Raw genomic sequence first — 25,617 nt, 5'->3', positions numbered from 1 at the left:
GCCGCCGAACCCTGATCGCGTCGCCCACCGCCCGACCGCGTCCGCCCAGGGGGAGGTTCTTCACGGGGGAAGGGCCACTCTTGACCAGCAACGACCAGCTCAGCGACGACCGCTACGCCGCGCCCGCGGACGGCCGGCCGCCGCGGTACGCCGACACCACCGACCGCCCGGTCGACTACCTGCCCGCGGTCAACGACGGCGGGGACCTGACCGGCTACCTCTGGTACTCCGAGGCCGACCACGCGGCGGGTTTCCAGCCCCGCACGGCCAGCACCGCCGACCACGCCCCGCTGCACTGGGCGGCCCGGCTCGCCGACGCCCGCGAACGGGGACTGACCCCGGCGCAGGCCGTCGAGCGCTTCCTGACCGAGCCGGGCGACCCGCTGGACGGCACCCTGCGCGCCGACGCCAGGGCGACCGCCGACTCGCTGCGCCGGCTGCTGCTGCTCGCCGCCGAGGGCTCGGACGAGTCGCCGCCGCCGGTCGAACCGCGCGGCTACCGGCCGTTCCCGGAGATGACCCAGCAGCAGTGGGAGCAGGCCAGGACCGCGCCCGGCTGGCTGTTCCACGCCGACCCGGGCCACCACCTCGACGGCCCCGTCCCGCCGCACGCCGTCCAGGGCGCCTGGCAGCTCGACCGGGACGGCACACCGCTGCGCTTCTGGCCGAACCCGCGCCACGGCGTCCCCGCCACGCCCGAACCGGACGGCGAGGCCGCGCCCGTGCCGCCGCTGCGGGCCGGCCGCCGACCGGCCGGGCTGGCCCTGTTCGGCTGGCTGGAGGACGCGCGCTCGCCGCGCCTGTGCCGGGTGGCCGGTTCCTCCGGCAGCGGCCGGACCCACCTGCTGAACTGGCTGGCCGCCGCCTGCCCTCCGGACAACCCGCGCCCCGCCCGCCGGGTCCACGCGGCGCTCTCCGCCCGGGAGTTGACGGTCGACAGCGCCGTCTGGCTGCTCGCGGACCGGCTCGGCGTGACCGCCGGCACCCCCGAGGCGCTGGTCCGGGCGCTGATCGACGGCGTGCCCCGGGTGCTGGTGGTCACCGACCTCGACCGGGCGGGCCACGGCCTGCTGCCCGGCATGCCGGAGCAGATCGCCGCCCGGCTGCTGCTCCCGCTGCTGCGGATCCCGTGGCTGCGCCTGGTGGTGGAGTGCGCCAACGGCACCCCGGCCGCCGAGCTGCTGGACTCCGCGCTGCCGGCCGCCGCCGTCCTCGACCTGGACGAGCCCCGCTGGACCGACCCGCACTCCTTCGCGCTGTGGTGCTCGGCCCTGACCGGCCATCAGGTCGACCAGGCGGCCGTCCACCCGAGCCCCGCCCTGGCCCTGCTCGCCGCCCGCACCCCGTCCGCGCCCGTCCTCGACCCGGCCACCCCGCTCGCGGACCGGGCCGCCGTCCTCGCCGACGCGTGGTGGGACGCCCTCCCGATGGACGTCCGCCCCGCCCTGGCCGCACTCGCCTCGGTCGGCGGACACGTCGACGACAGCCTGTGGGCCGAGCTCCCGGGCGTCGGCATGCTCGACGCCGTCGACCGCGCCGCCACGCACCTGCTGCCGCCCGACCGCGACGGCGCCTGGCGCCTGTGGCCGGACCTCCTCACCGAGCGGCACGGCGGCTACGGCGTCGACGCGCTGACCCTGCGCCAGGTCCTGGTTCCCCCCGACCCCGCCACCGCCGACCCCCGCTTCCTGGGCCTCGCCCTGCGGCAGTCGGCCCTGGCCGACGACGCCGCCGAACTCCTCGCCGACCCGAACGTGCTCACCCACGCCGACCCGCTCGCCGTCACCGCCGCGTTCGAACACGCGAGCGTCGCAGCGGCGGAGCGCGACCGGGACGGTGCGGCGGGGCAGGGCGAGGTGAGCGGTCCGCACTCGGCAGTCGACGGCGCGGCTGTGGCTGCACCTGTGACGCCGGATCAGGATGCGGCGGTGGGTGCGGAAGCAGGGCCGTCCACCGAGTCGGCGTACGCCGCTCTCGCCGAGGCCTGGTGGCTGGCCGGGCCGCTCGCCGTGCCGAGCGCCGATCCGGCGATCCGCGCCGAGGCGCTGTGCACGTGGCTGGCCGGGCGGGACGACCGGGCGACCGCGCGGCTGCCGCAACCGACGGGCCGGAACTGGCGCCTGCGCTGGTCGTTCGACCACGACCGCGAACCGGTGCACCGGATCGCCGAGGCGCACGGTCCGCTGCCCGGCCGGCTCGCGGTGGCCGTGGGCTCCTCGATCCTGACGGTGGACCAGGAGTCCGGCGCCCTCGCCGACGGCACCGCACCGGCCCCGCTGGAGGACCGCGCCCTGGTCGCCCTGGCCACCGGCGCCGACGGGACGATCCTCCGGCTGCGCCGCGACGGCTCGGTCCAGGCGTCCGCCGACCGCCTGCCCGGCGCCGTCACCGCCCTGCTCGACCACCTCCAGGACGGCGCCACCGCGCTGGCCTCGCTCGGCGGCGAGCAGGCCGTGCTCGCGGTCGGCGATGCCGGCGGCCGGGTGCACCACCTCGCCGACGCGGACGGCGGCGCGCCCCGCTCCGCCGACCAGCCGCTCCACGACGGGCCGGTCACCGCGCTCGCCCTCGCCCGCACCGACGGCGAGATCCTGACCCTCAGCGGCGGCCGCGACGGCGCCGTCTGGACCTGGATGCACGGCCGCAAGCCGATGCCCGACCCGCTCGCCGCCCGCGACGTCCCCGTCACCGCCACCGCCGTCGCCACCACCCCCCGCGGCATGATGATCGCCGCCGCCTGGTCCGACGGCCTCACCCGGGTCTGGCGCTGGGGCGACACCGCGACCACCGCCGACCTCGACTTCGGCGCACCCCCCACCGGCCTGGTGATCACCCCGACCGGCCGCCTCTGCCTGGCCCTGCCCGCAGGCGTCCTCGCCGTCGACCTCGACTGACCCCTGACGCCCCGTCGGATCCCGCCCCGGGCCGCGGGTCCGACCGCTCCCGCTACGGCCGGAGCGGTTCGCCGCAGCGCAGGTTCCACCGGCCGGCGCGGCCGGTCAGGTGGGTGGCGGTGAGCGGGCGGACGTCGAGCCGCCAGAAGCTCGCGGGCGGGAGGGCGAGCGCGTGGACGACGGTGGCGCGGATCGCGGCGGGTTCGGCGACCGCGAGGAGGGTGCCGCCCGCGTCCGGCAGCGCGTCGAGCCACGTGCCGACCCGGGCGCACAGGGCGCCGACGGACTCGCCGCCGGGTGCGGGCGCGTGCGGATCGGTGAGCCAGGAGGTGAGCGACTCCGGTTCCCGCTCGGCGACCTCGGCGAGGGCGCGACCGCGCCAGCGGCCAGGGTCGAGGTCGCCGAGGGCGGGTTCGACGGCGGCGTCCAGTCCGAGCGCCTCGGCGGTCTGCCGGCAGCGCGGGGCGGGCGCGGCGACGACCCGGCCGCCCGCGGGGAGCGGGAGTCCGCGCGCGGGGGCGAGTTCGGCGTCGGTCAGCGGCCGGTCGTCGCCGAACGCGGCGCTCCGCTGCTCGGCCCCGAACGCCGGTGCGACCAAGATCACGCGAACCGTCACCGGCCGTCCCCTCCCGGCGCACCACCGCAACCGTTCGCCCACCAACGCTACCGCCGGTACTGCTGCGCCCCTTGGCGGGGCTCCCGCGAAACGGTACCGTCTCGGCGGACAAGTTCATACGACGGTCGTGGAAGTCCGGTGAAAGCCCGGCACGGTCGCGCCACTGTGTACCCGCCATCGCCCTCCAGGCTGACGGGAAGTCAGACCCGCCCCGTCGTCCGTGCTCCATTCGACCGGGACGCGAGTTCCCGCAAGGAGGTCAAAGGCCATGGCTCTTCCCATCGCCCCCGCCGCCACGCCGGCCATCACCCCCATCTCCGTCAAGGCGATCGCCCCGTGGGCGCTCTTCTTCGGCATCCTGCTGCTCACCCTGCTCTACTTCGTCGGCGCCGAGCAGGGAGCCACCTCCCTGATCTCCGGTGAGAGCGTGCACGAGTGGGTGCACGACGGCCGGCACCTGCTCGGTTTCCCCTGCCACTGAGCGCGGGAAGCGAACACCTGCAGATGAACTCCGCAATCGTCAGAAACCTGCTGGTCCGCGGCATGCTCGCGGGCCTCGCCGCGGGCGTCGTCGCCCTGGTCGTGGCGTACTTCCTCGGTGAGCCGAGGGTGGACGCCGCGATCGCGTTCGAGGAGTCCCACAGCCACGAGCACGGCGAGGAACTGGTCAGCCGCACCCTGCAGTCCACCGCGGGCCTGGCCACCGGCATCCTGATCTACGGCATCGCGCTCGGCGGGATCGCCGCCCTCGCCTACTGCTTCGCCCTCGGCCGCATCGGTCGCTTCGGCCCCCGGGCCACCGCGCTGCTGCTCTCCGGGGCGGCGCTGGTCGCGGTGTACGTGGTGCCGTTCCTCAAGTACCCGGCCAACCCGCCGTCGGTGGGCGACCCGGACACCATCGGGCGACGCACCCTGCTCTACTTCCTGCTCATGGTGCTGAGCGTGCTGCTCGCGGTCGCCGCGGTGACCTTCGGCAAGCAGCTCGCCCCGCGCCTCGGGACGTGGAACGCGACCGTGGCGGCCGTCGTCGGCTACCTCGTCGTGGTCGGCCTCGCCTACGTCCTGCTCCCCGCCGTCAACGAGGTCCCGGAGGACTTCTCGGCCACGCTGCTCTGGCAGTTCCGCGTCGCGGCGCTCGCCATCCAGCTGACCATGTGGGCCTCCTTCGGGCTGATCTTCGGCCACCTCGCCGAACGCCGGCTCCTCCCCAAGCCCGCCAAGGCCCCGGCCGCGGCGGCACCCGTCTCGCACTGAGACCACGCTCCGCGCGAACCCCGGCCGCAGGCCGACGCCCCGCCGCTCCGGCGGACGCGTCGACCTGCGGCCGGCGCGCTTCCGCCTGACGACCGGTCAGCCCGGCACTCCGTGCCGCTGACGACTTGTCAGGCAACCTGACGGTCAGGTCGAGGGTGGCACCGGCCAGGCGTCGGGCGTCCCGGCGGCCCCGCCGGTAGCATCGTCGGCATGCCGCACCGCAGCCCGGACGAGGACGCCCCCTCCGGGGACGCCGGTGCGCGGCGCACCGTGCTGCTGGCGTTCCGCTCGGCGGGTGCGCTGCACCGGCTGCTGGACGTCCTGCCGGTGTTCGAGGGCGACCCGCGGATCTCCCGGCGGTTCACCCTCGTCCCCGGCTCCCGCTTCGACGTGGAGGCGCTGGCGGCGCTCGACCGCTCCGGTGCCCGCCTGGTCGACTGGGAGCAGGCCCGCACCGGCGCCTACCACCTGGTGCTGACCGCCAGCCCGAAGGGCGAGCTGCGCAGCCTGTCGGCCGGCCGCCGGGCCCTCCTGCCGCACGGCGTCGGCTTCAACAAGGCGCTCGGCGACGAGGGTTCGCCCGAACTGCCGTCCGGACTCGACCCGGCCTTCCTGCTGGACGAGGGCGAACCGTGGGCCGACCTGCACGGCCTGGCGCACGACGACGAGCTGGCCCGGCTCGCCGAGGCGTGCCCGCCCGCCGCGCCCCGCGCCGTGGTGGTCGGCGACCCGACCCTGGACCGGCTGCTGCGCACCGCCGACGCGCGCGAGTCCCGCCGCGCCGCGCTGGGCGTCGGCGACCACCGGCTGGTGGTGCTGCTCTCCACCTGGGGCCCGGAGAGCCTGCTGGCCCGCCGCCCGGAGCTGCCGCAGCAGCTGGTGCTGGGCCTGCCGGTGGACCGCTACCGGGTCGGACTCGCCGTCCACCCCAACGAGTTCAGCGAACGCAGCCCGCTCGACCTGGCCGAGCAGTTCCGCCCCGCCACCCGGGCCGGCCTGCTGCTCGCCTCCCCCTACCAGGAGTGGGCGGCCCTGCTGGCCGCCGCCGACGCGGTGATCACCGATCACGGCTCCTCCGCCCTGTACGCCGCCGCGGCCGGCTGCGCGGTGATCAGCGCCTACGACGGCGGCAGCGAACTCCTCCCCGGCAGCCCGATGGCCGAACTGCTCGCCGCCGCACCGCAGTTCACCGGTCTCGAGGAGCTGCCCGGCGCACTCCGCACCGCGGCCGGCCAGGACGCCCGGAAGATCGCCGCCACGGCGTTCGCCCGGCCCGGCGAGGCACTCCCCCGGCTGCGCCAAGAGCTGTACCGGCTGCTGGAGTTGACGCCGCCGGCCGGTCCGCTGGAGGCCGAGCCCTTCCCGCCCCCCGCCCACCGGGTCGCGCCGCCCGACACCCTCGCCGTGGGCGCCGAGGTCTCCGGCACGCGCGTCCGGCTGGACCGCTACCCCGTCCAGACCACCCGCCCGGTCCACCACCTCGCCGCCGACCACCCCCGCGCGGGCCTGCGTGCCCGGCAGAGCTCGGCGGTGCTCTGGCGGCACGCCGACTCCCCTGTCTCCTCGGCTCCCTGGACGGCCGACGGCTGGCTGTCCCACGTCCTGGCCGAACACCCCGGCTGCCGCACCGCCGCCGTCGTCCTCGCCCCCGACCGCTGCCTGCTCCGCCACCGCCGCCTCGGCGCCCTCACCCTCCGGGCGGCCGCCGTCCACGACCTCGGCCGCATCCGGCGCGCCGACCCCGCCGCGCTGGTCTCCGCCGCCCACGCCTGGTTGGACGGCCGCACCGAGCTGCGGCTGCCGGTGACGCTGCACTGCGAGATCGGCGCCCTCACCGTGGACGTCGACCTGGTACCGGCCGAATCGGCGGACGGCGAACGCGAGGTGTGAGCGGCCCGCCACAGTCCCCCCGGGGTCGGTTCACTCGTCCGGCAGGCCGCCGTTCTTCCTCGTCAACTCGGCTGCCAGGTTCCGGTGTTCAGCCGCCTCGGCAGCACGTCCCTGTCCCTCGGCGAGCGCCGCGAGCTCCTTGCGCACCCGGACCTGCTCGCGCTCCGACCCCCGCCCCTCGGCGTCCCGCAGCGCCACCTCCAGCAGCGGCCGCGCCTCGTCGAACCGCCCGAGGCGGCGCAGCGCCTGCGCCCGGCCGAAGCCCGCGCGCGCGGCCATCCGCGGCCGGTCGACGCCGACCTGCCGGTGGGCGTCGGCGAACAGCTCGGCGGCGCGCGCGAGTTCGCCCGCACCGAGGGCGGCCTTCGCGAGCTGGTAGGTCTGCAGCATCGCGCCGTACCCGTTGCCGATCGCCAGGTGCACCGCCCGGGCGGCCTCGAAGTCCTCCGCTGCGACGGCGAACTCGCCTCGGGCGAGCGCGAGTTGTCCCCGGAAGTCGATGGCGGAGGCGGCCAGCCTGCGGTCCTCGTCCTGGTCGCCCAGCAGTGGCGTCGCGCCGACCGCCTGCCGCAGCACCTCGGCGGCCTCCTCGTAGCGCTGCTGCTCCCAGAGCGGGCGGGCGAGCTGCGAACGCATCCGGATCCGGGACTTGAGGTCGTCCAGCCGGTCGGCGGCGGCCACCCCGGTCCCGAACGCGTCGGTGACGTCGGCGAGGTGCGGGTGGTCGAGGTAGTGCGTCCAGAGGGCTTCGCAGAGCGCGACGGCGTCCGCGTCGGCCCGGTCGGCGTAGGCGGTGGCGACGGCGGCGTGCAGGGCCAGGCGGTGGCGCTCCAGCCAGGCGTAGCCGCGGGCCGCGTCGGCCTTCCGCTGCTCCTCGGACGCGTGCGGCGTGCGGTCGAGCGCGGGTTCGGGGAGACCGGGCACCGCCTCCGGGAGCGGCTGGACGGTCAGCCGGCTGCCCGCCGCCAGCAGGTCGGCGCGGCCGGCCTGGCGGCGCAGCCAGTGGACGGCGCGGCGGCGGGCGGCGGCGCGTTCGGTGCCGTCCGGGTCGGCTTGGCGGGCGCGGCGCTGGGCGTGGCTGCGCAACAGGCCGTGCAGGCGGTACTGGTCCGCCTGGTGGAACGTCAGCAGTCCGGCCAGTTCCAGTTCCTCGACAGCGTCCTCGACGGTGTGCTCGGTGGGGTCGTCGCCCGGGTGGCTGCCGGGGCCGAGCAGGACGGCGGCGGTCTGCACGGTGACGACGGGGCCCGGGAGTTCGGGCAGCAGCCGGTAGAGCCGGGCGGCGTCGGGGCCGAGTTCGCCGTAGGCGGCGTCCCAGATCGCCTCGACGGGTGCGAGGCCCTGCTCGTGCAGGTCGGCGGTGAGCCGGTCGACCAGGCGGGCCAGGGTGCGGCGCGGGTGGCGGGCGGCGAGGCGGCCGACCGCGTGGGCCGCTCCGGGCAGTCCGTCGCAGCAGCGGGCGAGGGCGCGCAGCGCGTCCGGCTCCTCGGCGAGCCGCCGGTCGGCGGGGAGCAAGCGTTCCAGCAGCTCGACGACCTCGTCCAACTCCATTGGCCGGAGCGGGAGTTCCAACGGCGCGGCATCGACGAGGCCGGGCAGCTGGCCGTGGCTGGTGACGATCACCAGGCTGTCGGCCGAGGCGGGCAGCAGCGGGTCGACCTCGGCGCTGCTGCGGGCGTTGTCGAGGACGATCAGCAGCCGTTTGCCGTTGGTCCGGGTCCAGTACTGCTTCACCCGGCGCGGGTAGCCCGACTCCAGCCAGGCCGGGCGGACGCCGAGGCCGCCGAGCAGGTCGGCGAGCGCGTCGGCGACCTCGACGGTGCCGTCGCGCCGCAGGTCGTCCAGGTCGACGTAGAGCACCCCGTCCGGGTAGTCGCCGCGCAGCGTGCGACCCAGGCGGAAGCTGAGCGCGCTCTTGCCGATGCCGCCCATCCCGCTGACCGCCACCACCAGCGGCCCGGGCCGGCCGGACGGCCGCCCGGCGGCGGCCAGCACCTGCTGCTGTTCGTCCTCGCGGTTGACGAAATTCGCCCGTTCGGGCGGGAGTTGACACGACGTCGGGCCGGCGGGCGCGGCCGCCTCGTGGACGTGCACCGCGTTGATCACCCCGGCCTGCACCGAGATCCCGACCCGGGCGTTCCCGCTCACGACGTTCCGCGTCTCATCGGCCACCCGGCAACTCTACGTCCTCGGTGCGGATCTGACGGCGGACTACGGGCCCCACGGCGCCGGGCACGGGACTCCGTCCGGTGGTGTCGACCGGCCTGCGGGACAGGTGGGGGCGGCGGCCCGAAGATGGAGGCGGCCACCCCTGGAACGGAGAGACCTCATGCTTGCGTCCTGGTACGACGAACAAGGGCCCGCCGCTGACGTGCTGCGCGTCGGCGAGCTGCCCGACCCCGCTCCCGGCCCCGGCGAGGTCCGGGTCCGGGTCACGGTCTCCGGCGTCAACCCCGGCGACGCCAAGAAGCGGCGCGGCTGGACCGGCTCCGCGATGCCCTACCCGCGCGTGATCCCGCACAGCGACGCCGCGGGTGTCGTCGACGCCGTGGGCGACGGCGTCGACGCGCGCCGCACCGGGCAGCGGGTGTGGGTGTACGGCGCCCAGTCCTACCGGCCGTTCGGCACGGCCGCCCAGTACACGGTGGTCCCCGACGGCCTCGCCGTCCCCCTGCCCGACCACCTCACGGACAGCCTCGGGGCGAGCCTCGGCATCCCGGGGATCACCGCACACCGTGCCGTGTTCGCCGACGGCCCGGTCGACGGGAAGCTCCTCCTGGTCCACGGTGTGCTCGGCGGCGTCGGCTCACTGGCCGCCCAGCTCGCGCGCTGGGCCGGGGCCACCGTCATCGGCACCGTCCGCCACGGCTCCGACCTGGACCGCGTCGACCCGGCGGTCGTCTCCCACGCCGTCGCCCTCGACGGGGGTGACCCGGCCGCCCTGATCCGCGCGCACGCGCCCGACGGCGTGGACCGGATCATCGAGGTGTCGCTGTCCGACAACGCCGACCTGGACAACGCCGTCGCCACGAACGGCGCGGTCATCGCCGCGTACGCCACCCGGGCCGACCGTACCGAACTCCCGTTCTGGCCGCTGCTGTTCAACAACGTCACGCTCCGCCTGCTGGGCAGCGACGACTTCCCCGCCGAGGCCAAACGGCAGGCCGCCCGCGACCTGACCGCCGCCGCCGCGGTCGGCGCCCTCACCCTGGAGGTCGGCGCGCGCTACCCGCTCGCCGACATCGCCAAGGCTCACGACCACGTCGACGCCGGCAGCCGAGGCCGGGTCCTGCTCGACCTCCCCGACTGACCTCCCACAGCCCATGCCGGCCCCCGCGGCCCCGGGTCGGCCCTCACGTCGCACTCGGGGCCAGGGCCGCCTGGCGGCGACGACGGGCCGATGGCCATCCCGTCCGCCTCCGGGCAGACTGACGCCATGGAGGACGAGGGCGGCGAGGCCGCCTGCTGGTTGAGCCTGGTCTGCCCGGAGTGCGGCAAGGTCCGCGAACGGGACGGCAGTTGCGCCTGCCCACCCGCAGCGGAGGACCCCACCACCAGCAAGCCGTCCGCCTGACCAGGAGCCTGCCGCGGGCGGCTAGGGCTTGTCTGACAAGCCCTAGCGCACCAGCCCGTGCAGCAGCAGCTCGGCGAGGTGGCCGTAGGCCTCGGCGTCGGCGAGGCCGGTGGCCTCGGCGACCTGGCGCTGCTGGATGCGCACCATGACGGAGCTGATCACGTCCGCCGCGAAGGCCACGTGGGTCTCGCGGAAAGCGCCTTCCGCCACGCCTTCCTGGATCAGCCGCTGGATCCGCCGCGCGGCGGCGCGGGTGTTGCGGCCGTAGACCTCGGCGGCAGGTTCGAAGGCCGCGACGTCGTCGAAGAACCGCGCGGAGCCGGGGGCGAGTTCGGCGGAGACGGCGCGCAGGTAGGCGCCGAGGCGGGCGGCCGGGTCGGTCTCGGCGGCGAGTGCGGCCTCGACCCGCGCGGTGGCGCTGCGGAAGAAGTGGACGACGACCGTGCGGACCAGCTGTTCCTTGGAGCCGGCCAGCCCGTAGAGGGTGCGCTTCGAGCAGTGCAGCCGGGCGGCGAGGTCGTCCAGGGTGAACTGGGCGAAACCCTCGGCGACGACCAGGGCGACCAGTTCTTCGAAGAGGGCGGACCGGCGCGCGGCGCCCCGTCCGGTGGGCTGGGGGGCGGCGGCACTGTCGATCACCCGGTCAGTATGACAGTCGGTCTCCGACCTCTCACCGATGTCCGGTCTCCCAGGTCGGAGGCGGTTGCGCTACGCTAACCGGTACTGACGTACCGCTTTGCGTACCGCTTGGAGCCGGAACATGGCTGTGGATCGCTTGCTTCCCACCGAAGAAGCCGCGGACCTGATCGCGTTGACCCGCGATCTCGCCGACAAGGAGCTCGCCCCGAAGGTCGACTCGTACGAGAAGCAGGAGCGCTACCCCGAGGGGCTGTTCGCGCTGCTGGGCCAGGCCGGGCTGCTCGGCCTGCCGTACTCGGAGGAGTTCGGCGGCGGCGGCCAGCCCTACGAGGTGTACCTGCAGGTGCTGGAGGAGCTGGCCTCCCGCTGGGCGGCCGTCGCGGTGGCCACCAGCGTGCACACGCTGGCGTGCCACCCGGTGAACGCGTTCGGCACGCCGGAGCAGAAGGAACGCTGGCTGCCGAAGATGCTGGCGGGCGAGCTGATCGGCGGCTACAGCCTCTCCGAGCCGAACGCCGGCTCGGACGCGGCGGCGCTGACCTGCAAGGCCGAGCCGGCGGACGGCGGCTACCGGATCACCGGCACCAAGGCGTGGATCACCCACGGCGGCAAGGCCGACTTCTACGCGCTGTTCGCCCGTACCGCGCCCGGCCCGCACGGTGTGTCGTGCTTCCTGGCGCCGGGTCAGGTCGACGGTCTGACCTTCGGCGCGCCGGAGGAGAAGATGGGCCTGAGCGCGGTGCCGACCACCGCCGCGTACTGGGACGGGGCGCTGCTGGAGTCCGAGCGGCTGGTCGGCTCCGAGGGGCAGGGCCTGCCGATCGCCTTCTCGGCGCTGGACTCCGGCCGGCTCGGCATCGCGGCCTGCGCGACCGGCCTGGCGCAGGCGGCGCTGGACACCGCCGTGGAGTACGCCAACCAGCGCACCACCTTCGGCCGGAAGATCCTCGACCACCAGGGCCTGGGCTTCCTGCTCGCCGACATGGCGGCCGCGGTGGACTCGTCGCGGGCCACCTACCTGGACGCGGCGCGCCGCCGCGACCTGGGCCGACCGTTCAGCCGGCAGGCCAGCGTGGCGAAGCTGATCGCCACCGACGCGGCGATGAAGGTGACCACCGACGCGGTGCAGGTGCTCGGCGGCTACGGCTACACCCGGGACTTCCCGGTCGAGCGGTTCATGCGCGAGGCGAAGATCATGCAGATCTTCGAGGGCACCAACCAGATCCAGCGGCTGGTGATCAGCCGCCAGTTCGCGCGCTGAGTCCGGCAGTTCGGCCGCTCCGGCCGCCACCTGGTACTTCGACGGTTCGTCAGATTGGGAGTTCGACCATGCAGCTCACCGGTATCGCCGCCCTGGTCACTGGCGCGGCCTCCGGTCTCGGGGCCGCCACCGCCGCACACCTCGCCGGGCGGGGCGCGCACGTGTACGGCCTGGACCTGCCGAAGGCGGTGGAGTCCGCGCCGACCCCGCCGGAGGGCGTGACCCTGCTGCCCGCCGACGTCACCGAGGAACAGCCGGTGCGCGACGCGCTGGCCCGCATCGCGGCGGACGGCCGGGAGCTGCGGATGGCGGTGAACTGCGCGGGCATCGCCCCGTCGGCGCGGATCATGGGCCGCCGCGGGCCGCACGACCTGGACCTGTTCCGCACGGTGCTGAACGTCAACCTGCTCGGCACCTTCAACGTGCTGCGGCTGGCCGCGGAGGCCATGTCGGCGCTGGAGCCGGACGCCGAGGGCCAGCGCGGCCTGGTGGTCAACACCGCCTCCATCGCGGCGTTCGAGGGCCAGGTCGGGCAGATCGCGTACGCGGCGTCCAAGGCGGGCGTGGCGGGCATGACCATCACGGCGGCGCGCGACCTGTCGCAGTACGGGATCCGGGTGGTCACCATCGCCCCGGGCATCGTCGACACGCCGATGATGGCGGGCTTCTCCGACGAGGTCCGGGCGGGCCTGGCCGCGACCGTCACCTTCCCGAAGCGCCTCGCCCAGCCGGAGGAGTACGCCCGCCTGGTGGGCATGGTCGCCGACCACGACTACCTGAACGGCGAGACCATCCGGATGGACGGCGCACTGCGGATGTCCGCCCGCTGAGCAGAAGATCGGCGAAGGTTCGACAACGAGCTGAGGGCGACGGCTGCGAGGCAGTACCGTCTGGTGCGGCGCGGCGTCGGGTGAGGTGACGTCAGGCGCACACGGAGGCGTACGGGCCAGGCTCGCAGGGGGCGGTTTTCGCATGGGCAACCAGATCGTCAAGGCGCTCGAGCACGCCGCCGAGAAGCTCGGCACCACGCTGGCCAAGGACGCCGGCAAGGCGGTCCGGGACTTCTACCACTCCGCCGGCCAGAACATGAAGAAGGTCGCGAAGAACGTCCGCGACCTGGAGGAGAAGCACGCCAAGGACCTGGCGAAGATCTTCGAGGGCGGCGAGAAGGGCCTCCCGCACCCCCGCTGACACGGCGGCGGGGGCGGGGGGCGCGGCCGCACGTTCGGCGGCCGGGGCCGCGACCAGGTCCGCTCGCCGCGGCACGCGGGCCGTCGTGAGGACTCGATCTGCCCGGGCGGTGAGCCGGTCGACATGGCGACCGGCCGGATGTTCATCAAGCAGGTCGACGTCAACCTGCCGGGATCGCTGCCGCTGCTGTTCGTCCGGAACTTCGAGTCGGGCTACCAGGCCGGGCGGTGGATGGGCCCGCGCTGGACCTGCACCTTCGACGAGCGCCTGGAGATCGACGCCGAGGGCGTGGTCTACCTCTCCCCGGACCTGTTCGCCCAGGCCTACCCGCACCCCGAGCCGGGCGATCCGGTGCACGCGAGTGCCGGCGTGCGCTGGGAACTGGCCCTGACCGACCGGGGCGACTACACCCTCACCGACCCCGCCACCGACATCGTCCGCGAGTTCAAGCTCCAACCCGGCGGCGAAGACGCCCTGTTGACGAAGGTCCGGGACCGCCACGGCCGCCACTACACCCTCGCCTACGACGAGGACGGCACCCCGCTGTCGATCACCCACTCCGGCGGCTACACCCTCCTCGTCACCACCGACAACGACCGGATCACCGCCCTGCGCCTCGCCGGCGCCGGCGAGGACGGCCGCGACGCGCTCCTGCTGCGCTACGGCTACACCGACGGCCACCTGTCGTCCGTCTACAACTCCTCCGGCAAGCCCATGCGGTTCGCCAACGACGCCGGCGGCCGCGTCCTGTCCTGGACCGACCGCAACAACTCCCAGTACCTGTACGCCTACGACGCCCACGACCGGGTCGTCGACGAGGGCGGCGCCGACGGGGCGCTGCGCTTCCACTTCGACTACGCCGACCCGGACCCCGTCACCGGCATCCGCGTCCACTCCGAGACCAACGCCCTCGGCCACACCACCCGGTACCACGTCAACGAGCACGCCCAGATCGTCGCCCAGGTCGACCCGCTCGGGAACACCGTCCGCCACGAACGCGACGACCACGACCGACTGCTCGCCGAGACCGACCCGCTCGGCCACACCACCCGCTACGCGTACGACGGCGCCGACGACCTGATATCCGTCACCCGGCCGGACGGCGAGCAGGCCGTCGTAGAGTACGGCCCCACCGTCGGTCTGCCCACCCGGGTGGTCGAACCGGGCGGTGCGACCTGGCTGTTCACCTACGACGAGCGCGGGCACCGCACCTCGCTGACCGACCCGAGCGGCGCGGTCACCTCCTACGGGTACGACGAGCTGGGCCATCTCTCCACCGTCGCCGACGCGTTGGGGCACACCACCCGGATCCGCTGCGACGCCGCCGGGCTGCCGGTGGAGATCACCGACGCGGGCGGTGCCGTCACCCGGTGCGAGCGGGACGCCTTCGGCCGCGTCAGCACGGTCGTCGACGCGCTCGGCGGCGTCAGCCGGTTCAGCTGGACCGTCGAGGGCCGGCCGGCGTCCCGCACCGCGCCCGACGGCAGCACCGAGAGCTGGACGTACGACGGCGAGGGCAACCTGCTCACCTCGACCGACCAGCTCGGCCGGACCACCTCCTTCGAGTACACCCACTTCGAAGCGCTGGCCGCCCGCACCGACCCCGACGGCGCCCGGACCACCTTCACCCACGACGCCCACATGCAGCTCGTGGCCGTCGCCGACGCCCTCGGCCGGCGCTGGGAGTACCGCTACGACGCCGCGGGCCGGCTGGTCGGCGAGAGCGACTTCCAGGGCCGACTGACGGCCTATCAGCTCGACGCGGCCGGTCGGCCGGTCGTGACGACGAACCCGCTCGGCGAGCAGATCCGCTACACCTACGACGAGTTGGGCCGCACCGTCGCCAAGGACGCGGCCGGGCGCGTCACCAGGTACGCCTTCGACCCCGCGGGCCGCCTGGTCCGCGCCGTCGGCCCGGACGCCGAGGTCACCCGGACCCTCGACGCGCTCGGCAACCTGCTGACCGAAACCGTCAACGGCCGCACCACCAGCCACTCCCGGGACGCCCTGGGCCGCCGCACCGGCCGCACCACCCCCAGCGGTCACACCAGCACCTGGACCTACGACGCGGCGGGCCGCCCCAGCGCGCTGACCGTCCCGGGCGGCGGCCTGGCCTTCCACCACGACGTCCTCGGCCGCGAGCTGGAGCGCACCCTGGGCGAGAACCTCACCCTCGCCCGCACCTGGGACCCCCGGCACCGCCTCACCTCCCAGACCCTGCGGACGACCGCCCCCGCCGGCCCCGCCGTCCTGCAGCAGCACGCCTACGCCTACCGGCCCGACGGTCACCTCACCGGCGTCGACGACCTGCTCACCGGCCCGCGCACCTTCGACCTCGACCCGGCCGGACGCATCACCGCGGTGCACGCCGCCGGCGCCCCCGAGCGGTACTCCTACGACCCGGCCGGCAACCTCACGTCCGCCGAATGGCCGGCCACGTCCGCCACCGGTGCGGCCCTCGGCGACCGGACCTACATCGGCACGCAGCTCACCGCGGCGGGCGGGATCCGCTACGAGTACGACGCCGCCGGCCGCACCGTGCTCCGGCAGCGGGCCCGGGAGTCCCGGAAGCCCGACACCTGGCACTACACCTGGGACGCCGAGGGGCGCCTCACCGAGGTCACCACCCCCGACCGCACCAGGTGGCGCTACCGGTACGACCCGTTCGGCCGCCGCATCGCCAAGCAGCGCCTGGCCGCGGACGGTGCGAGCGTCGCGGAGCAGATCGACTTCACCTGGGACGGCACGCTCCTCGCGGAGCAGACCACCACCGCCCCCTACCTGCCCGGTCCGCACACCCTCAGCTGGGACTACCACGGCCTGCACCCGATCGCCCAGAGCGAGACCATCACCACCGCCGGCCCGGACGCCTCGCAGGAGCAGATCGACCGTCGCTTCTTCGCGGTCGTCACCGACCTGATCGGCACGCCCACCGAGCTCGTCGACCCCGTCACCGACACCATCGCCTGGCGCGCGGTCCCCACCGCCTGGGGCAACACCACCTGGCCCGCCGACAGCACCACCTACACGCCGCTGCGCTTCCCGGGCCAGTACTTCGACCCCGAGACGCGCCTGCACTACAACCTCAACCGCTACTACGACCCCGAGACCGCCCGCTACACCAGTCCCGACCCGCTCGGTCTGGTCCCCTCCCCCAACCCCGACGGCTACGTCCGCAACCCGCACACCTGGTCCGACCCGCTCGGTCTCTCGCCGCACGCCCACTCCCGCCCCGCGCTGCCCCCGGCGCTCCGTGAGCCGCCCAACCTGCCGGGCTCGCCGATCACTTCGCGGCTCGGCCGGCCGGGAGAGACGTTCAACATGGTGATCTCGCGCGGCCAGCCGGTGTCGCGGCCCGGTGGCTTCGGCACCTTCGACGACGTGCCGAACCAGGACTTCGTCCGCCACCAGCTGGCGATCCGCACCGACTGGAAGTCGGACGTGTCGCTGGTCCAGCGGTACGCCTTCCCCATGGACGGCGAGCCGATCCGGATCCAGGAGAGCGTCATCGGCCCCCAGCACGACCCGCTGCTCGGCCACCTCCCGGGCGGCGGCGCCACCCAGTTGGAGATCTTGAAGTTCGAGGACCGTGCCAGACTGATCCCCGTTGGCGATCCCTTCGAGATCTCCTGACCGCGGGAGATCGAGGAGAGCGGACACACCGAGAGAGGCACGCCGTGGACATCGACTGGCAGAACGGATCGCGCACCGTGCGCTGGGGCACGGACGGCGCCGCGGAGCGGACGTTCGACCGCCCGCCGGTCTCCGTGGTCGGGTTCGACGACCCGCCGAGCATCCTCGTCATCGAGGACCCCGAGGACCCCGCGGGCGGCACGGCGCAGCCCAGCAACGCGCTGGTCCTGAACCCGGACGGCACCGAACGGCTCCGGCTGGCCGTGCCCGACGTCCCGGAGCCGTCCTGGCGGATCGGCTACTACACCGCCTACCCGGACGTCGACGGCGGGATCGTCGCCGTCTACGCGACCCGGGTCGGGGACCTGCAGGGCCGACCGGACCTGACCACGGGAGCGTTGCACGACGTGCGCGAGTGGCGCTGACCGCACGTCAGCTGACGGGCCGTCGACCGCCGCCGCGAGCGCTCAGCGGCGCGCGGGCCAGCGGTCGACGGGCAGCGGGCCGCGGCTGAGCACGGTGCGGATGGCGAAGGTGGAGCGGGCGTCGCGGACCGGGCCGATGGACAGGATGTCGTCCAGCAGCACCTGTTCGTAGGTGGCGAGGTCGGGCACCGCGACCTCGACCAGGAAGTCGGCCTCGCCGGACACCACGTGGCAGGCGACCACGGCGGGGATCGCGGTGAGGGCCCGTTCGATCTGCCGGGAGGTCTCCCGGGAGTGCTGGTCGACGGTCAGCGCGATGAACACCGTCAGGCCCAACCCGACCTTGTCGCGGTCGAGTTCGGCGCGGTAGCCGGCGATGACGCCGTCCGCCTCCAGGGCCTTGGTGCGGCGCAGGCAGGAGGACGGGGAGAGCCGGACCGCCTCGGCGAGGTCGACGTTGGCGGTGCGCCCGTGGCGCTGCAGGTGTTCCAGGATGGCACGATCGATGCGGTCGTACTGCTGGTTCGGCATGCTGTGCACCCTAGCGGGCCGATCGCGGTGGAATGTGCCGTTCCGGAGCCGGATCGGGGCTGGATTCGCCATCGCGTGCCGCGCGATCGGGACCATGATCGAGCCATGACCGAGACCTCCCGTCCGAAGACCGACACCTCCGGCTCGTACCTCTCCACGACCGGCGCGTCCGCGCTGTACATCGGCGCGCTGCTCGGCCCGAGTCTGCTGCTGCTGCCGGGCCTGGCCGCCCGGCTGGCCGGACCGGCCTCCCTGCTGCTGTGGCTGGCGCTGCTGGTGCTCTCCGGCCTGATCGCGGCGGTCTTCTGCGGCCTCGGCACCCGCTTGGGCTCGACCGGCGGGGTCGCCCGGTACACCGCGGCGGGGCTCGGCGAGCGGGCCGGGGCGGCGGCCGCCTGGTGCTTCCTGGCCGGCGTGGTGCTCGGCGCGCCGGTGGTCTGCCTGATCGGAGGCCGGTACGCGGCGGCGATGCTCGGTGCCGGGGACGGGGTGGCGATCTGGGCGGCGCTCGGCCTGCTGGCGGTGGTCCTGGCGGTCCGGCTGGCCGGGGTGCGGACCGGGGTGAAGCTGCAGCTCGTCCTCGTCGCGGTGCTGGCCGCACTGGTGGTGCTGGCGGTGCTCGGGGCGGCGCCGCACGCGCGGGCGGCGAACTGGCACCCGTGCGCGCCGCACGGCTGGTCGGGGATCGCACAGGCCGCGCCGCCGCTGATGTTCGCCTTCGTCGGCTGGGAGGCCGCGGCGCCGCTGACCACCCGGCTGCGCGACCCGCGCCGGCAACTGCGCCGGGTGGTGCTGGCCGCGTTCGCGGTGACCTCGCTGGTGTACCTGGGGCTGGCGGCGGCCACCGTCGGCGTGCTGGGCGCGGGAGCGGGCGGGCCGGTACCGCTGGCGGACCTGCTGCGGGTGGCGATCGGCGCCGCGGGCCCGACGCTCGCGGTGGTGCTGGCGCTCGCCCTGACCCTGGCGGCGACCAACGCCTACCTCACCGGCGCGGCCGCGATGGCCGAGGCCCTGCTGCCGCGGAAGGCCCGCGGTGCGGTTCCCGGCGGCGGCGACGCGGCCGGTGGCGGGCGACGTGGCACGGTGGGGATCGTCGCGGTGACCGCGCTGACCGGTGGCCCGATGATCCTGCTGGTGGGCAACGGTGTGCTCGGCACCGACCAGCTGGTGTCGGTGCCGACGGCGCTCTTCCTGGCGGTCTACCTGGGCTGCACGGCGGCCGCGGCGCGGGTGCTGCCGGGCGCGCTGCGGCTCGCCGCGGCGATCTCCGCCGTCACGGTCCTGGTCCTGCTGGCCGGTACGGGCTGGCCGGCCCTGGCCGCGGCCGCCGTGGCCCTGCTCGCGGCCGCCCGCACTCCCGCGGCCCGGCCGGTGCCTGCGGACGCGACGACGGACGTGGCGACCGACGCGGCGGCGACGGCGCGGTCGGACCGTCAGCCGGCCTGAGTCGGCGGGTCACCAGTCGGCGACCTGATAGTCCTTCAGGAAGACGCCGGAGAGCGGCTCGCCGGCCTCGCCCCGGACGATCGGGTCGTACACCCGGGCCGCGCCGTCGACGATGTCGAGCGGGGTGCGGAAGCCGGCGGCGGCGATCCGGTTCTTCTTCGGCGCCGGGTTCTCGTCGGTGATCCAGCCGGTGTCGACCGCGCACATGTGCACGCCGCGGGCGGCGAGTTCGGCGGCACTGGTGCGGGTGAGCATGTTCAGCGCGGCCTTGGCCATGTTGGTGTGCGGGTGTCCGGCGGTCTTGTTGCGGACGGCGAACCGGCCCTCCACGGCGGTCACGTTGACGATGTACCTGGCCGGGTGCGGGGACGCCTCCAGCAGCGGCAGCAGGCGGTCGCAGAGCAGCGCCGGGGCGAGGGCGTTGACCAGCTGGGTCTCCAGCACCTCCGCCGGGTCGAGGCAACCGAGCGTCGCCGACCAGGAGTTGGCCGCGGCGGTGTCGGGCAGCAGCCCGGCCTCGTCGGCCACCGGCCGCAGCCGGACCGGGAGTTCGCCGGGTAGCAGGTCCGCCGGGGCCAGTTCGGCGGCGGGCCAGGCCGCGGTGAGCGCCGGCAGCGGACGGAACCCGGGTGCGTGGCCGACCTGTGCGGGCACCGGTCCCCGCTCCCCGGCGGCCAGCAGGGCGTACGCCTCGGGCAGCCGGCGGACGGTCTGCGCGGCGTTGTTCACCAGGATGTCCAACGGCCGGCCGTCGGACCGCAGTTGCCCGCAGAGGCCGAGAACCTGGCGCGGGTCGCGGAGGTCGATGCCGACCACGTGCAGCCGGTGCAGCCACTCCGCGCTGCCGTCGGCGGCCCGGAAGCGGCGCACCGTGTCGTGCGGGAAGCGGCTGGTGACGGTCAGTTCGGCGCCGTCGCGAAGCATCATCAGGGCCAGCTGGAAGCCGATCTTGACCCGGCCGCCGGTCAGCAGCGCACGGCGGCCGCGCAGGTCGGTGCTGAGCCCGCGACGGGCGGTGTTGTCGGCGGCACAGCCCGGGCAGAGCCGGTGGTAGAACGAGTCGACCCGCCGGTAGCGCTCCTTGCAGACGTAGCAACGCTGGCTGCGGCCGAGTTCGCCGAGCGCGAGGGTCGCGGGAGCGAGGGTCGCGGGAGCGAGGGTCGCAGGCGCGAGGGTCGCAGGCGCGAGGGCGGAGGCGGTCGCGGAGGCGGCGTGCTTGGTAGGGCTGGGTGACCCGGGGTCCGGTGCGGCGGCGGTGGTCGGTGCGGGGCCGGGTAGCGGGGCGTCCTCGCGGCGGTCGGTGGCGCCGGTGGCGGTGGCGGCGAGCAGCTCGGCGTCGGCGCGGGCGGTGGCGGTGCGGCGTTCCCGACGGCGGCCGGTGCGACCGTCGCGGACGAAGGACTCGGCGACGCGTTCGGCGCGCAGCCGTACCGGGTGGTCGGCGGGGAGCGCGCGCAGCCGTCCGAGGGTCCGGTCGAGGGCGGCGAGTTCCGTCTCGTCGGGCACGGGCGTGCTCATCTGGTCCCCTGGTGCGGCGGGTTGTGGTCCCGCCGCTGTCCGCGGGTGACTGTGCCGAAGCAGGGTGGGCCCGGCCGGATTCGAACCGGCGTGTTCCGGTTTTACAGACCGGCGCGTCTGCCTCTGCGCACACGAGGCCCACCCCTACTGCCTCCCGGGGGCCGGATTCGAACCGGCGTGCTCCGCCTTGCGAAGGCGGCGGCGGCTGCCTCTGCGCCCACGCCCGGAAGTGAAACGGATGCTACCGCCCGCCGGGGGGCACTCAGCAAACGCTTTCCGAGCGCCCCCTCCGGCACGTCACCGGCCCCGCCCTGGCTTGCCGTTCGGCCTCGCCGACAGACGCTGGCGCTGGGCCCTGCCGTTCGGCCTTGCCGACAGGCGCTGCCGCCAGGCCTTGCCGATAGGCGTGCCGTTCGGTCTTGCCGACAGGCGCTGCCGCTCGGCCTTGCGGATTGGCGCTGGCATTAGGCCGTGCCGCAAGGCCCTGCCGGCCGACCTTGCCAGGGCGCTGCCGCAAGGCCTTGCCGTTCGGCCTCGCCAATTGGCGCTGCCGCCAGGCCGGCCCTGCCGTTAAGTCTTGGCCCGCCCGGCCGGCCGCTAGGCCTGTCGCAGGTCGGGGAAGTCGCTGTCCCAGTACTCGTTCGGGTGGCGTTCCTCGGTGCGCTGTGCCTCGTGGGTGCGCAGTTCGACGCGGCGGATCTTGCCGGAGATGGTCTTCGGCAGGTCGCCGAACTCGAGGCGGCGGATCCGCTTGTACGCGCTGAGCTTCTCGCGGGTGAACGCGAGGATGTCGCGGGCGAGTTCGGGGCTCGGGGTCTTCCCGTCGACCAGCAGGACGTACGCCTTGGGAACGGCCAGGCGCACCGGGTCGGGTGACGGGACGACCGCGGCCTCGGCGACGGCCGGGTGCTCGATCAGGACGCTCTCCAGCTCGAACGGGGAGATCCGGTAGTCGCTGGCCTTGAAGACATCGTCGGCGCGGCCGACGTAGGTGATGTAGCCGTCGGCGTCCTGGGCGGCGACGTCGCCGGTGCGGTAGTGGCCGTCGCGCATCGCCTCGGCGGTGCGCTCCTCGTCGCCGCGGTAGCCGGTCATCAGGCCGAGTGGGCGGCGGGCCAGGTCGAGGCTCAACTCGCCTTCCTCGGCGGGCTTCCCGTCGGCGTCGAGCAGTGCGACGTGGTAGCCGGGCAGCGGCCGTCCCATCGAGCCGAGCCGGACGGGCTGGCCGGGGGTGTTGCCGACCTGGGCGGTGGTCTCGGTCTGGCCGAAGCCGTCCCGGATGGTCAGGCCCCAGGCGGCGCGGACCTGTTCGATCACCTCGGGGTTCAACGGCTCGCCGGCGCCGACGAGTTCGCGCAGCTCGGTGCGGTGCGAGGCCAGGTCGGCCTGGATCAGCATCCGCCACACGGTGGGCGGGGCGCAGAGCGCGGTGACCCGGCAGCGGGTGATCACGTCGAGGAGCTGGGCGGCGTCGAACCGGGCGTAGTTGAAGACCAGGACGGTCGCGCCGGCGTTCCACGGTGCGAAGAAGTTGCTCCAGGCGTGCTTGGCCCAGCCGGGCGAGGAGATGTTGAGGTGCACGTCGCCGGGGCGCAGGCCGATCCAGTACAGGGTGGAGAGGTGGCCGACCGGATAGGAGGCGTGGGTGTGCTCGACTAGCTTCGGCTTGGAGGTGGTGCCGGAGGTGAAGTACAGCAGCAGCGGGTCCGTGGCCAGGGTCGGGCCGTCCGGGGTGAAGTCCGCGGAGGCGCCGTCGACCGCCGTGTAGGGGTGCCAGCCTTCGGGCGTGTCGGTGCCGACGGCGATCCGCAGCGGCGCGCCCGGGAGGCCGGTGAAGCGGTCGGCGACCTCGGCGGCGGCGATCACCGACCGGACCTCGCCGCGCTCCAGCCGGTCGGCCAGGTCCTCGGCGGAGAGCAGCAGGGTGGCCGGGATCAGCACCACGCCGAGCTTGATCGCACCGAGCATCACCTCCCAGAGTTCGCTGACGTTGCCGAGCATCACGAGGACCCGGTCGCCGCGTCGCAGCCCGAGGTCGCGCAGGTGGTTGGCGACCTGGTCGGAGCGCTTGGCCAGGGCGTCGAAGCTGTGGATCCGCTCGCCGCCGTCGCCGTCGACCACCCACAGCGCCGTCGCGTCGTTGCCGCGCGCCATCGGGTCGAAGTAGTCGAGCGCCCAGTTGAACTCGCCCAGCTCCGGCCAGCGGAACTCCTCCCGCGCCGCCTGGTAGTCGGTGCGGTGCCGGAACAGCACCTCCCGCGCCGCGAGGAAGTTGGCCGCGGACTCCGCCCGCCCCGGTCCGGACGCGGCACCGCCCGTCCCCCGTCCCGACTGCCCTGACCGCCCCGACTGCCCCGACTGCGCCACGGTGCCTGCGTTCTGCGCTGAACCCATGCCTGTCCCCTCTGTCTCTCGGTACCTCCGCCCCCGCACTCCCCGCTCCGCGGGGGAGTTCGCCCGGATGGCGGACAGCTCCACTGCACGTACCGTACGGGTCCGGCTCGCGGCGGGCCATGAGGCCTCACCCGCACCGCCGAACGGCCGTGCCTCCGGACGGGGCCGGTGGCCGTTCGGCCCGGCGTGGCGCGTTGGACCGGTGGTGTCCGCGGGTCATGCTGGGCCCTGGCCGGGAGTTGCCGTTCCGAAGGGGGTCGTCCGGACATGGCGACGCGAGTTCCCGGCCGGGCGGCGACGGCCACCGTGGACGGCCGGGGCAGGGTGACCGGCTGGTCGGCGGCGGCCGAGGAGTTGCTCGGCCTCTCCGCCCGACGGGCCCTGGGGCGTACCGCGACCGATCTGTTGGCGGGCGACCCCCCGCCGGAGCTGCTGCACGCGCTGTCCCGGCAGTCGACCTTCACGGGCATGGTCCGGCTCGGCCGGAGCGGCGAGGAGCCGGTCGCGGTGGAGCTGGGCGTCGTTCCGCTGCGGACCCCCGAGTCCGGCCTCGGCTGGGTGCTGACGGCGCGTCCGCTCTCCGCCGACGCCCGGTCGGCTCCGGTCGCCGCAGCGCCCGGTGGGACCGCGGCCGGTGCCGAGGACCGGGCCAGGAGGCGGCTCGCGCTGCTCTCCGAGGCCGGGCTGCGGATCGGCTCGACCCTCGAAGTCGACCGGACCGCACAGGAGTTGGCCGACGTCGCCACCGAGGGCTTCGCGGACTTCGTCGGCATCGACCTGCTCGACTCGGTGTTCCGCGGCGGCGCCCCGTCGCACGCCGGGCTGGTCTTCTACCGGGTGGCGCAGCAGTCGGTCCTGCCGCACTGCCCGGAGTCCGCGGTGCGGATCGGGACCACCGACGCGATCGGCCCGGACTCCCCGATGTCGCAGGTGCTCACCTCGGGCCGGCCGCTGCGCACCGACTACCGCGACCCGGCGATCCGCTCGTGGCTCGTCCAGGAGCCTCAACGGGCGGATCTGGCCGACGAGTTCGGCATCCACTCGGCCCTGCTCGCGCCGCTCACCGCGCGCGGCACCACGCTGGGCGTGGCGATCTTCCTGCGGCATCGGACGCCGGACGCGTTCGACGACGACGACCTGCTGCTCGCCACCGAGTTGACGGCGCGGGCCGCGCTGTCCATCGACAACGCCCGCCAGTACACCCACCAGCGCGAGACCGCCCTGGCCTTGCAGCGTTCGCTGCTGCCGCGCAGCACGCCGCGGCAGGCCGCGGTGGAGGTGGCGTTCCGCTACCTCCCGGCGAACGGCCGGGAGGGCGTGGGCGGCGACTGGTTCGACGTGATCCCGCTGTCGGGCGCACGGGTGGCGCTGGTGGTCGGCGATGTGGTCGGGCACGGGGTGGCGGCCTCCGCGGCGATGGGCCGGCTGCGCACCGCCGTCCGCACGCTGGCGGACATCGACATGCCGCCGGACGAGTTGCTGACCCACCTGGACGACCTGGTGCTGCGGGTGGACCGCGACGAGCTGCCGGAGGGCGGCGCCAACGACTGGGCGGGCGGCAGCGTCGGCGCGAGCTGCCTGTACGCGGTGTACGACCCGGTTTCGCGGTCCTGCGCGTTGGCCCGGGCCGGGCATCCCGGCCCGGCGCTGGTCACCCCGGACGGCACCGTGATCTTCCCCGAGCTGCCGCCGGGCCCGACCCTGGGACTCGGCGGACTCCCCTTCGAGGCCTCCGAGTTGGCCGTCCCCGAGGGCACGGTGCTGGCGCTGTACACGGACGGGCTGCTGCGCGCCTCCGAGCTGCGCGGCGATCCCGGGCTCGGCCTGGACCGGCTCGCCCGGGCGCTCGCCACCCCGGCCGCGTCGCTGGAGGATCTCTGCGACCGGGCGCTGTCGGCCACCCTGGCGGGCAGGCCGCCGAGTGACGACGTGGCGCTGCTGCTGGCCCGCACCCGGGCGCTGCACGAGGACGACGTGGCGGACTGGCCGCTGGAGCGCGACCCGTCCGAGGTCGCGCGGGCGCGGAAGCTGGTGACCGCGAAGCTCGCCGACTGGGGTCTCGAAGAGACCGGTTTCGTCACCGAGTTGGTGGTCAGCGAACTGGTCACCAACGCGGTGCGCTACGGTCTGGCGCCGATCGGGCTGCGGCTGATCCGGGACGGCGGAATGCTGCTCTGCGAGGTCTCCGACGGCAGCAGCACCGCCCCGCACCTGCGCCGGGCCCGCACCTACGACGAGGGCGGGCGCGGCCTGCTGCTGGTGGCCCAGCTGTGCCGCAACTGGGGCACCCGGCACACCCCGCGCGGCAAGACCATCTGGGCGGAGCAGGAACTGTGAGCCGCCGGACCGGA

At 74.8% G+C, this 25,617-nt stretch carries 19 protein-coding genes and 2 tRNA genes; 13 read left to right on the top strand and 8 right to left on the bottom strand.

Going from position 1 to position 25,617, the window contains the following annotated elements; all coding sequences use genetic code 11:
* Window positions 1-80: 80 nt before the first annotated feature.
* Window positions 81-2,894, top strand: coding sequence for a hypothetical protein (locus tag AB0K51_RS00955; RefSeq protein WP_363449016.1), 2,814 nt, complete (start codon window positions 81-83; stop codon window positions 2,892-2,894).
* Window positions 2,895-2,946: 52 nt separating this feature from the next.
* Here AB0K51_RS00955 and AB0K51_RS00950 read toward each other — a convergent pair whose 3' ends face one another.
* Window positions 2,947-3,498 carry a histidine phosphatase family protein gene (locus AB0K51_RS00950; RefSeq protein WP_363449014.1) on the bottom strand — a complete coding sequence of 184 codons (552 nt, stop codon included), beginning with the start codon at window positions 3,496-3,498 and terminating at the stop codon, window positions 2,947-2,949.
* Between the two features lie 280 nt (window positions 3,499-3,778).
* On the opposite strand from AB0K51_RS00950, the gene AB0K51_RS00945 reads away from it, so the two are divergent.
* From AB0K51_RS00945 to AB0K51_RS00935, 3 genes are all read left to right on the top strand, one after another.
* On the top strand, window positions 3,779-3,991 hold the full coding sequence (locus AB0K51_RS00945) for a CbtB-domain containing protein (RefSeq protein WP_363449012.1): 213 nt from the start codon (window positions 3,779-3,781) through the stop codon (window positions 3,989-3,991).
* Between the two features lie 23 nt (window positions 3,992-4,014).
* Window positions 4,015-4,764 (top strand): CbtA family protein, encoded by a 750-nt coding sequence (locus tag AB0K51_RS00940; RefSeq protein ID WP_363449010.1) that lies wholly within the window; start codon window positions 4,015-4,017, stop codon window positions 4,762-4,764.
* Between the two features lie 210 nt (window positions 4,765-4,974).
* Window positions 4,975-6,654: a translation initiation factor 2 gene (locus tag AB0K51_RS00935; protein WP_363449008.1), complete on the top strand. Its 1,680-nt coding sequence runs from the start codon at window positions 4,975-4,977 to the stop codon at window positions 6,652-6,654.
* A gap of 30 nt (window positions 6,655-6,684) precedes the next feature.
* Here the strand turns inward: AB0K51_RS00935 and AB0K51_RS00930 are convergent, their stop codons facing one another.
* Window positions 6,685-8,826, bottom strand: coding sequence for a hypothetical protein (locus tag AB0K51_RS00930; RefSeq protein WP_363449006.1), 2,142 nt, complete (start codon window positions 8,824-8,826; stop codon window positions 6,685-6,687).
* 157 nt (window positions 8,827-8,983) lie between these two features.
* Between AB0K51_RS00930 and AB0K51_RS00925 the strand changes: the two genes are divergently transcribed.
* A complete protein-coding gene (locus tag AB0K51_RS00925) occupies window positions 8,984-9,964 on the top strand; it encodes an NADPH:quinone reductase (RefSeq protein ID WP_363449004.1) in 981 nt (326 codons plus the stop codon).
* Window positions 9,965-10,054: 90 nt separating this feature from the next.
* Window positions 10,055-10,228: a hypothetical protein gene (locus tag AB0K51_RS00920; RefSeq protein WP_363449002.1), complete on the top strand. Its 174-nt coding sequence runs from the start codon at window positions 10,055-10,057 to the stop codon at window positions 10,226-10,228.
* Window positions 10,229-10,270: 42 nt separating this feature from the next.
* On the opposite strand, the gene AB0K51_RS00915 is transcribed toward AB0K51_RS00920, so the two are convergent.
* The gene (locus AB0K51_RS00915; protein WP_363449000.1) at window positions 10,271-10,867 is read right to left on the bottom strand and encodes a TetR/AcrR family transcriptional regulator; all 597 of its coding nucleotides are present in this window, start codon (window positions 10,865-10,867) and stop codon (window positions 10,271-10,273) included.
* Between the two features lie 121 nt (window positions 10,868-10,988).
* Between AB0K51_RS00915 and AB0K51_RS00910 the strand changes: the two genes are divergently transcribed.
* The 5 genes from AB0K51_RS00910 to AB0K51_RS00890 all read left to right on the top strand — a co-directional run bounded on the left by AB0K51_RS00910 (window position 10,989) and on the right by AB0K51_RS00890 (window position 17,377).
* Window positions 10,989-12,128, top strand: a complete 1,140-nt coding sequence (locus tag AB0K51_RS00910) for an acyl-CoA dehydrogenase family protein (RefSeq protein WP_363448998.1) — start codon at window positions 10,989-10,991, stop codon at window positions 12,126-12,128.
* Window positions 12,129-12,196: 68 nt separating this feature from the next.
* On the top strand, window positions 12,197-12,958 hold the full coding sequence (locus tag AB0K51_RS00905; RefSeq protein ID WP_363448996.1) for an SDR family NAD(P)-dependent oxidoreductase: 762 nt from the start codon (window positions 12,197-12,199) through the stop codon (window positions 12,956-12,958).
* A gap of 142 nt (window positions 12,959-13,100) precedes the next feature.
* A complete protein-coding gene (locus tag AB0K51_RS00900; protein ID WP_363448994.1) occupies window positions 13,101-13,319 on the top strand; it encodes a hypothetical protein in 219 nt (72 codons plus the stop codon).
* 96 nt (window positions 13,320-13,415) lie between these two features.
* The gene (locus tag AB0K51_RS00895; protein WP_363449336.1) at window positions 13,416-16,952 is read left to right on the top strand and encodes an RHS repeat-associated core domain-containing protein; all 3,537 of its coding nucleotides are present in this window, start codon (window positions 13,416-13,418) and stop codon (window positions 16,950-16,952) included.
* A 44-nt stretch (window positions 16,953-16,996) separates the two neighbouring features.
* Window positions 16,997-17,377: a hypothetical protein gene (locus AB0K51_RS00890; protein ID WP_363448992.1), complete on the top strand. Its 381-nt coding sequence runs from the start codon at window positions 16,997-16,999 to the stop codon at window positions 17,375-17,377.
* A 42-nt stretch (window positions 17,378-17,419) separates the two neighbouring features.
* Here AB0K51_RS00890 and AB0K51_RS00885 read toward each other — a convergent pair whose 3' ends face one another.
* Window positions 17,420-17,908: an Lrp/AsnC family transcriptional regulator gene (locus AB0K51_RS00885; protein WP_363448990.1), complete on the bottom strand. Its 489-nt coding sequence runs from the start codon at window positions 17,906-17,908 to the stop codon at window positions 17,420-17,422.
* Window positions 17,909-18,013: 105 nt separating this feature from the next.
* On the opposite strand from AB0K51_RS00885, the gene AB0K51_RS00880 reads away from it, so the two are divergent.
* Window positions 18,014-19,354: an amino acid permease gene (locus tag AB0K51_RS00880; protein ID WP_363448988.1), complete on the top strand. Its 1,341-nt coding sequence runs from the start codon at window positions 18,014-18,016 to the stop codon at window positions 19,352-19,354.
* Window positions 19,355-19,363: 9 nt separating this feature from the next.
* Here the strand turns inward: AB0K51_RS00880 and AB0K51_RS00875 are convergent, their stop codons facing one another.
* From AB0K51_RS00875 to AB0K51_RS00860, 4 genes are all read right to left on the bottom strand, one after another.
* Window positions 19,364-20,872: an SDR family oxidoreductase gene (locus AB0K51_RS00875; RefSeq protein ID WP_363448986.1), complete on the bottom strand. Its 1,509-nt coding sequence runs from the start codon at window positions 20,870-20,872 to the stop codon at window positions 19,364-19,366.
* 65 nt (window positions 20,873-20,937) lie between these two features.
* Window positions 20,938-21,012 (bottom strand) — tRNA-Tyr (locus AB0K51_RS00870).
* Window positions 21,013-21,024: 12 nt separating this feature from the next.
* Window positions 21,025-21,100, bottom strand: a tRNA-Ala gene (locus tag AB0K51_RS00865).
* A 369-nt stretch (window positions 21,101-21,469) separates the two neighbouring features.
* Window positions 21,470-23,266, bottom strand: coding sequence for an AMP-binding protein (locus AB0K51_RS00860; RefSeq protein WP_363448984.1), 1,797 nt, complete (start codon window positions 23,264-23,266; stop codon window positions 21,470-21,472).
* A gap of 267 nt (window positions 23,267-23,533) precedes the next feature.
* On the opposite strand from AB0K51_RS00860, the gene AB0K51_RS00855 reads away from it, so the two are divergent.
* The gene (locus AB0K51_RS00855) at window positions 23,534-25,603 is read left to right on the top strand and encodes a SpoIIE family protein phosphatase (protein ID WP_363448982.1); all 2,070 of its coding nucleotides are present in this window, start codon (window positions 23,534-23,536) and stop codon (window positions 25,601-25,603) included.
* Window positions 25,604-25,617: the final 14 nt, after the last annotated feature.

The sequence above is a fragment of the Kitasatospora sp. NPDC049285 genome (assembly GCF_040678815.1).
GTDB lineage: Bacteria > Actinomycetota > Actinomycetes > Streptomycetales > Streptomycetaceae > Kitasatospora.
Note: the sequence above shows the minus strand (reverse complement) of the source record. Positions and strands in the feature narration are given on the sequence as shown.

Bases quoted from the DNA above. Each gene is read 5' to 3' on its own strand.
- AB0K51_RS00945 (WP_363449012.1), top strand. From the start codon at position 3,779: ATGGCTCTTCCCATCGCCCCCGCCGCCACGCCGGCCATCACCCCCATC.
- AB0K51_RS00940 (WP_363449010.1), top strand. From the start codon at position 4,015: ATGAACTCCGCAATCGTCAGAAACCTGCTGGTCCGCGGCATGCTCGCG.
- AB0K51_RS00935 (WP_363449008.1), top strand. From the start codon at position 4,975: ATGCCGCACCGCAGCCCGGACGAGGACGCCCCCTCCGGGGACGCCGGT.
- AB0K51_RS00925 (WP_363449004.1), top strand. From the start codon at position 8,984: ATGCTTGCGTCCTGGTACGACGAACAAGGGCCCGCCGCTGACGTGCTG.
- AB0K51_RS00920 (WP_363449002.1), top strand. From the start codon at position 10,055: ATGGCCATCCCGTCCGCCTCCGGGCAGACTGACGCCATGGAGGACGAG.
- AB0K51_RS00910 (WP_363448998.1), top strand. From the start codon at position 10,989: ATGGCTGTGGATCGCTTGCTTCCCACCGAAGAAGCCGCGGACCTGATC.
- AB0K51_RS00905 (WP_363448996.1), top strand. From the start codon at position 12,197: ATGCAGCTCACCGGTATCGCCGCCCTGGTCACTGGCGCGGCCTCCGGT.
- AB0K51_RS00900 (WP_363448994.1), top strand. From the start codon at position 13,101: ATGGGCAACCAGATCGTCAAGGCGCTCGAGCACGCCGCCGAGAAGCTC.
- AB0K51_RS00885 (WP_363448990.1), bottom strand. From the start codon at position 17,908: ATGCCGAACCAGCAGTACGACCGCATCGATCGTGCCATCCTGGAACAC.
- AB0K51_RS00880 (WP_363448988.1), top strand. From the start codon at position 18,014: ATGACCGAGACCTCCCGTCCGAAGACCGACACCTCCGGCTCGTACCTC.
- AB0K51_RS00875 (WP_363448986.1), bottom strand. From the start codon at position 20,872: ATGAGCACGCCCGTGCCCGACGAGACGGAACTCGCCGCCCTCGACCGG.
- AB0K51_RS00860 (WP_363448984.1), bottom strand. From the start codon at position 23,266: ATGGGTTCAGCGCAGAACGCAGGCACCGTGGCGCAGTCGGGGCAGTCG.
- AB0K51_RS00855 (WP_363448982.1), top strand. From the start codon at position 23,534: ATGGCGACGCGAGTTCCCGGCCGGGCGGCGACGGCCACCGTGGACGGC.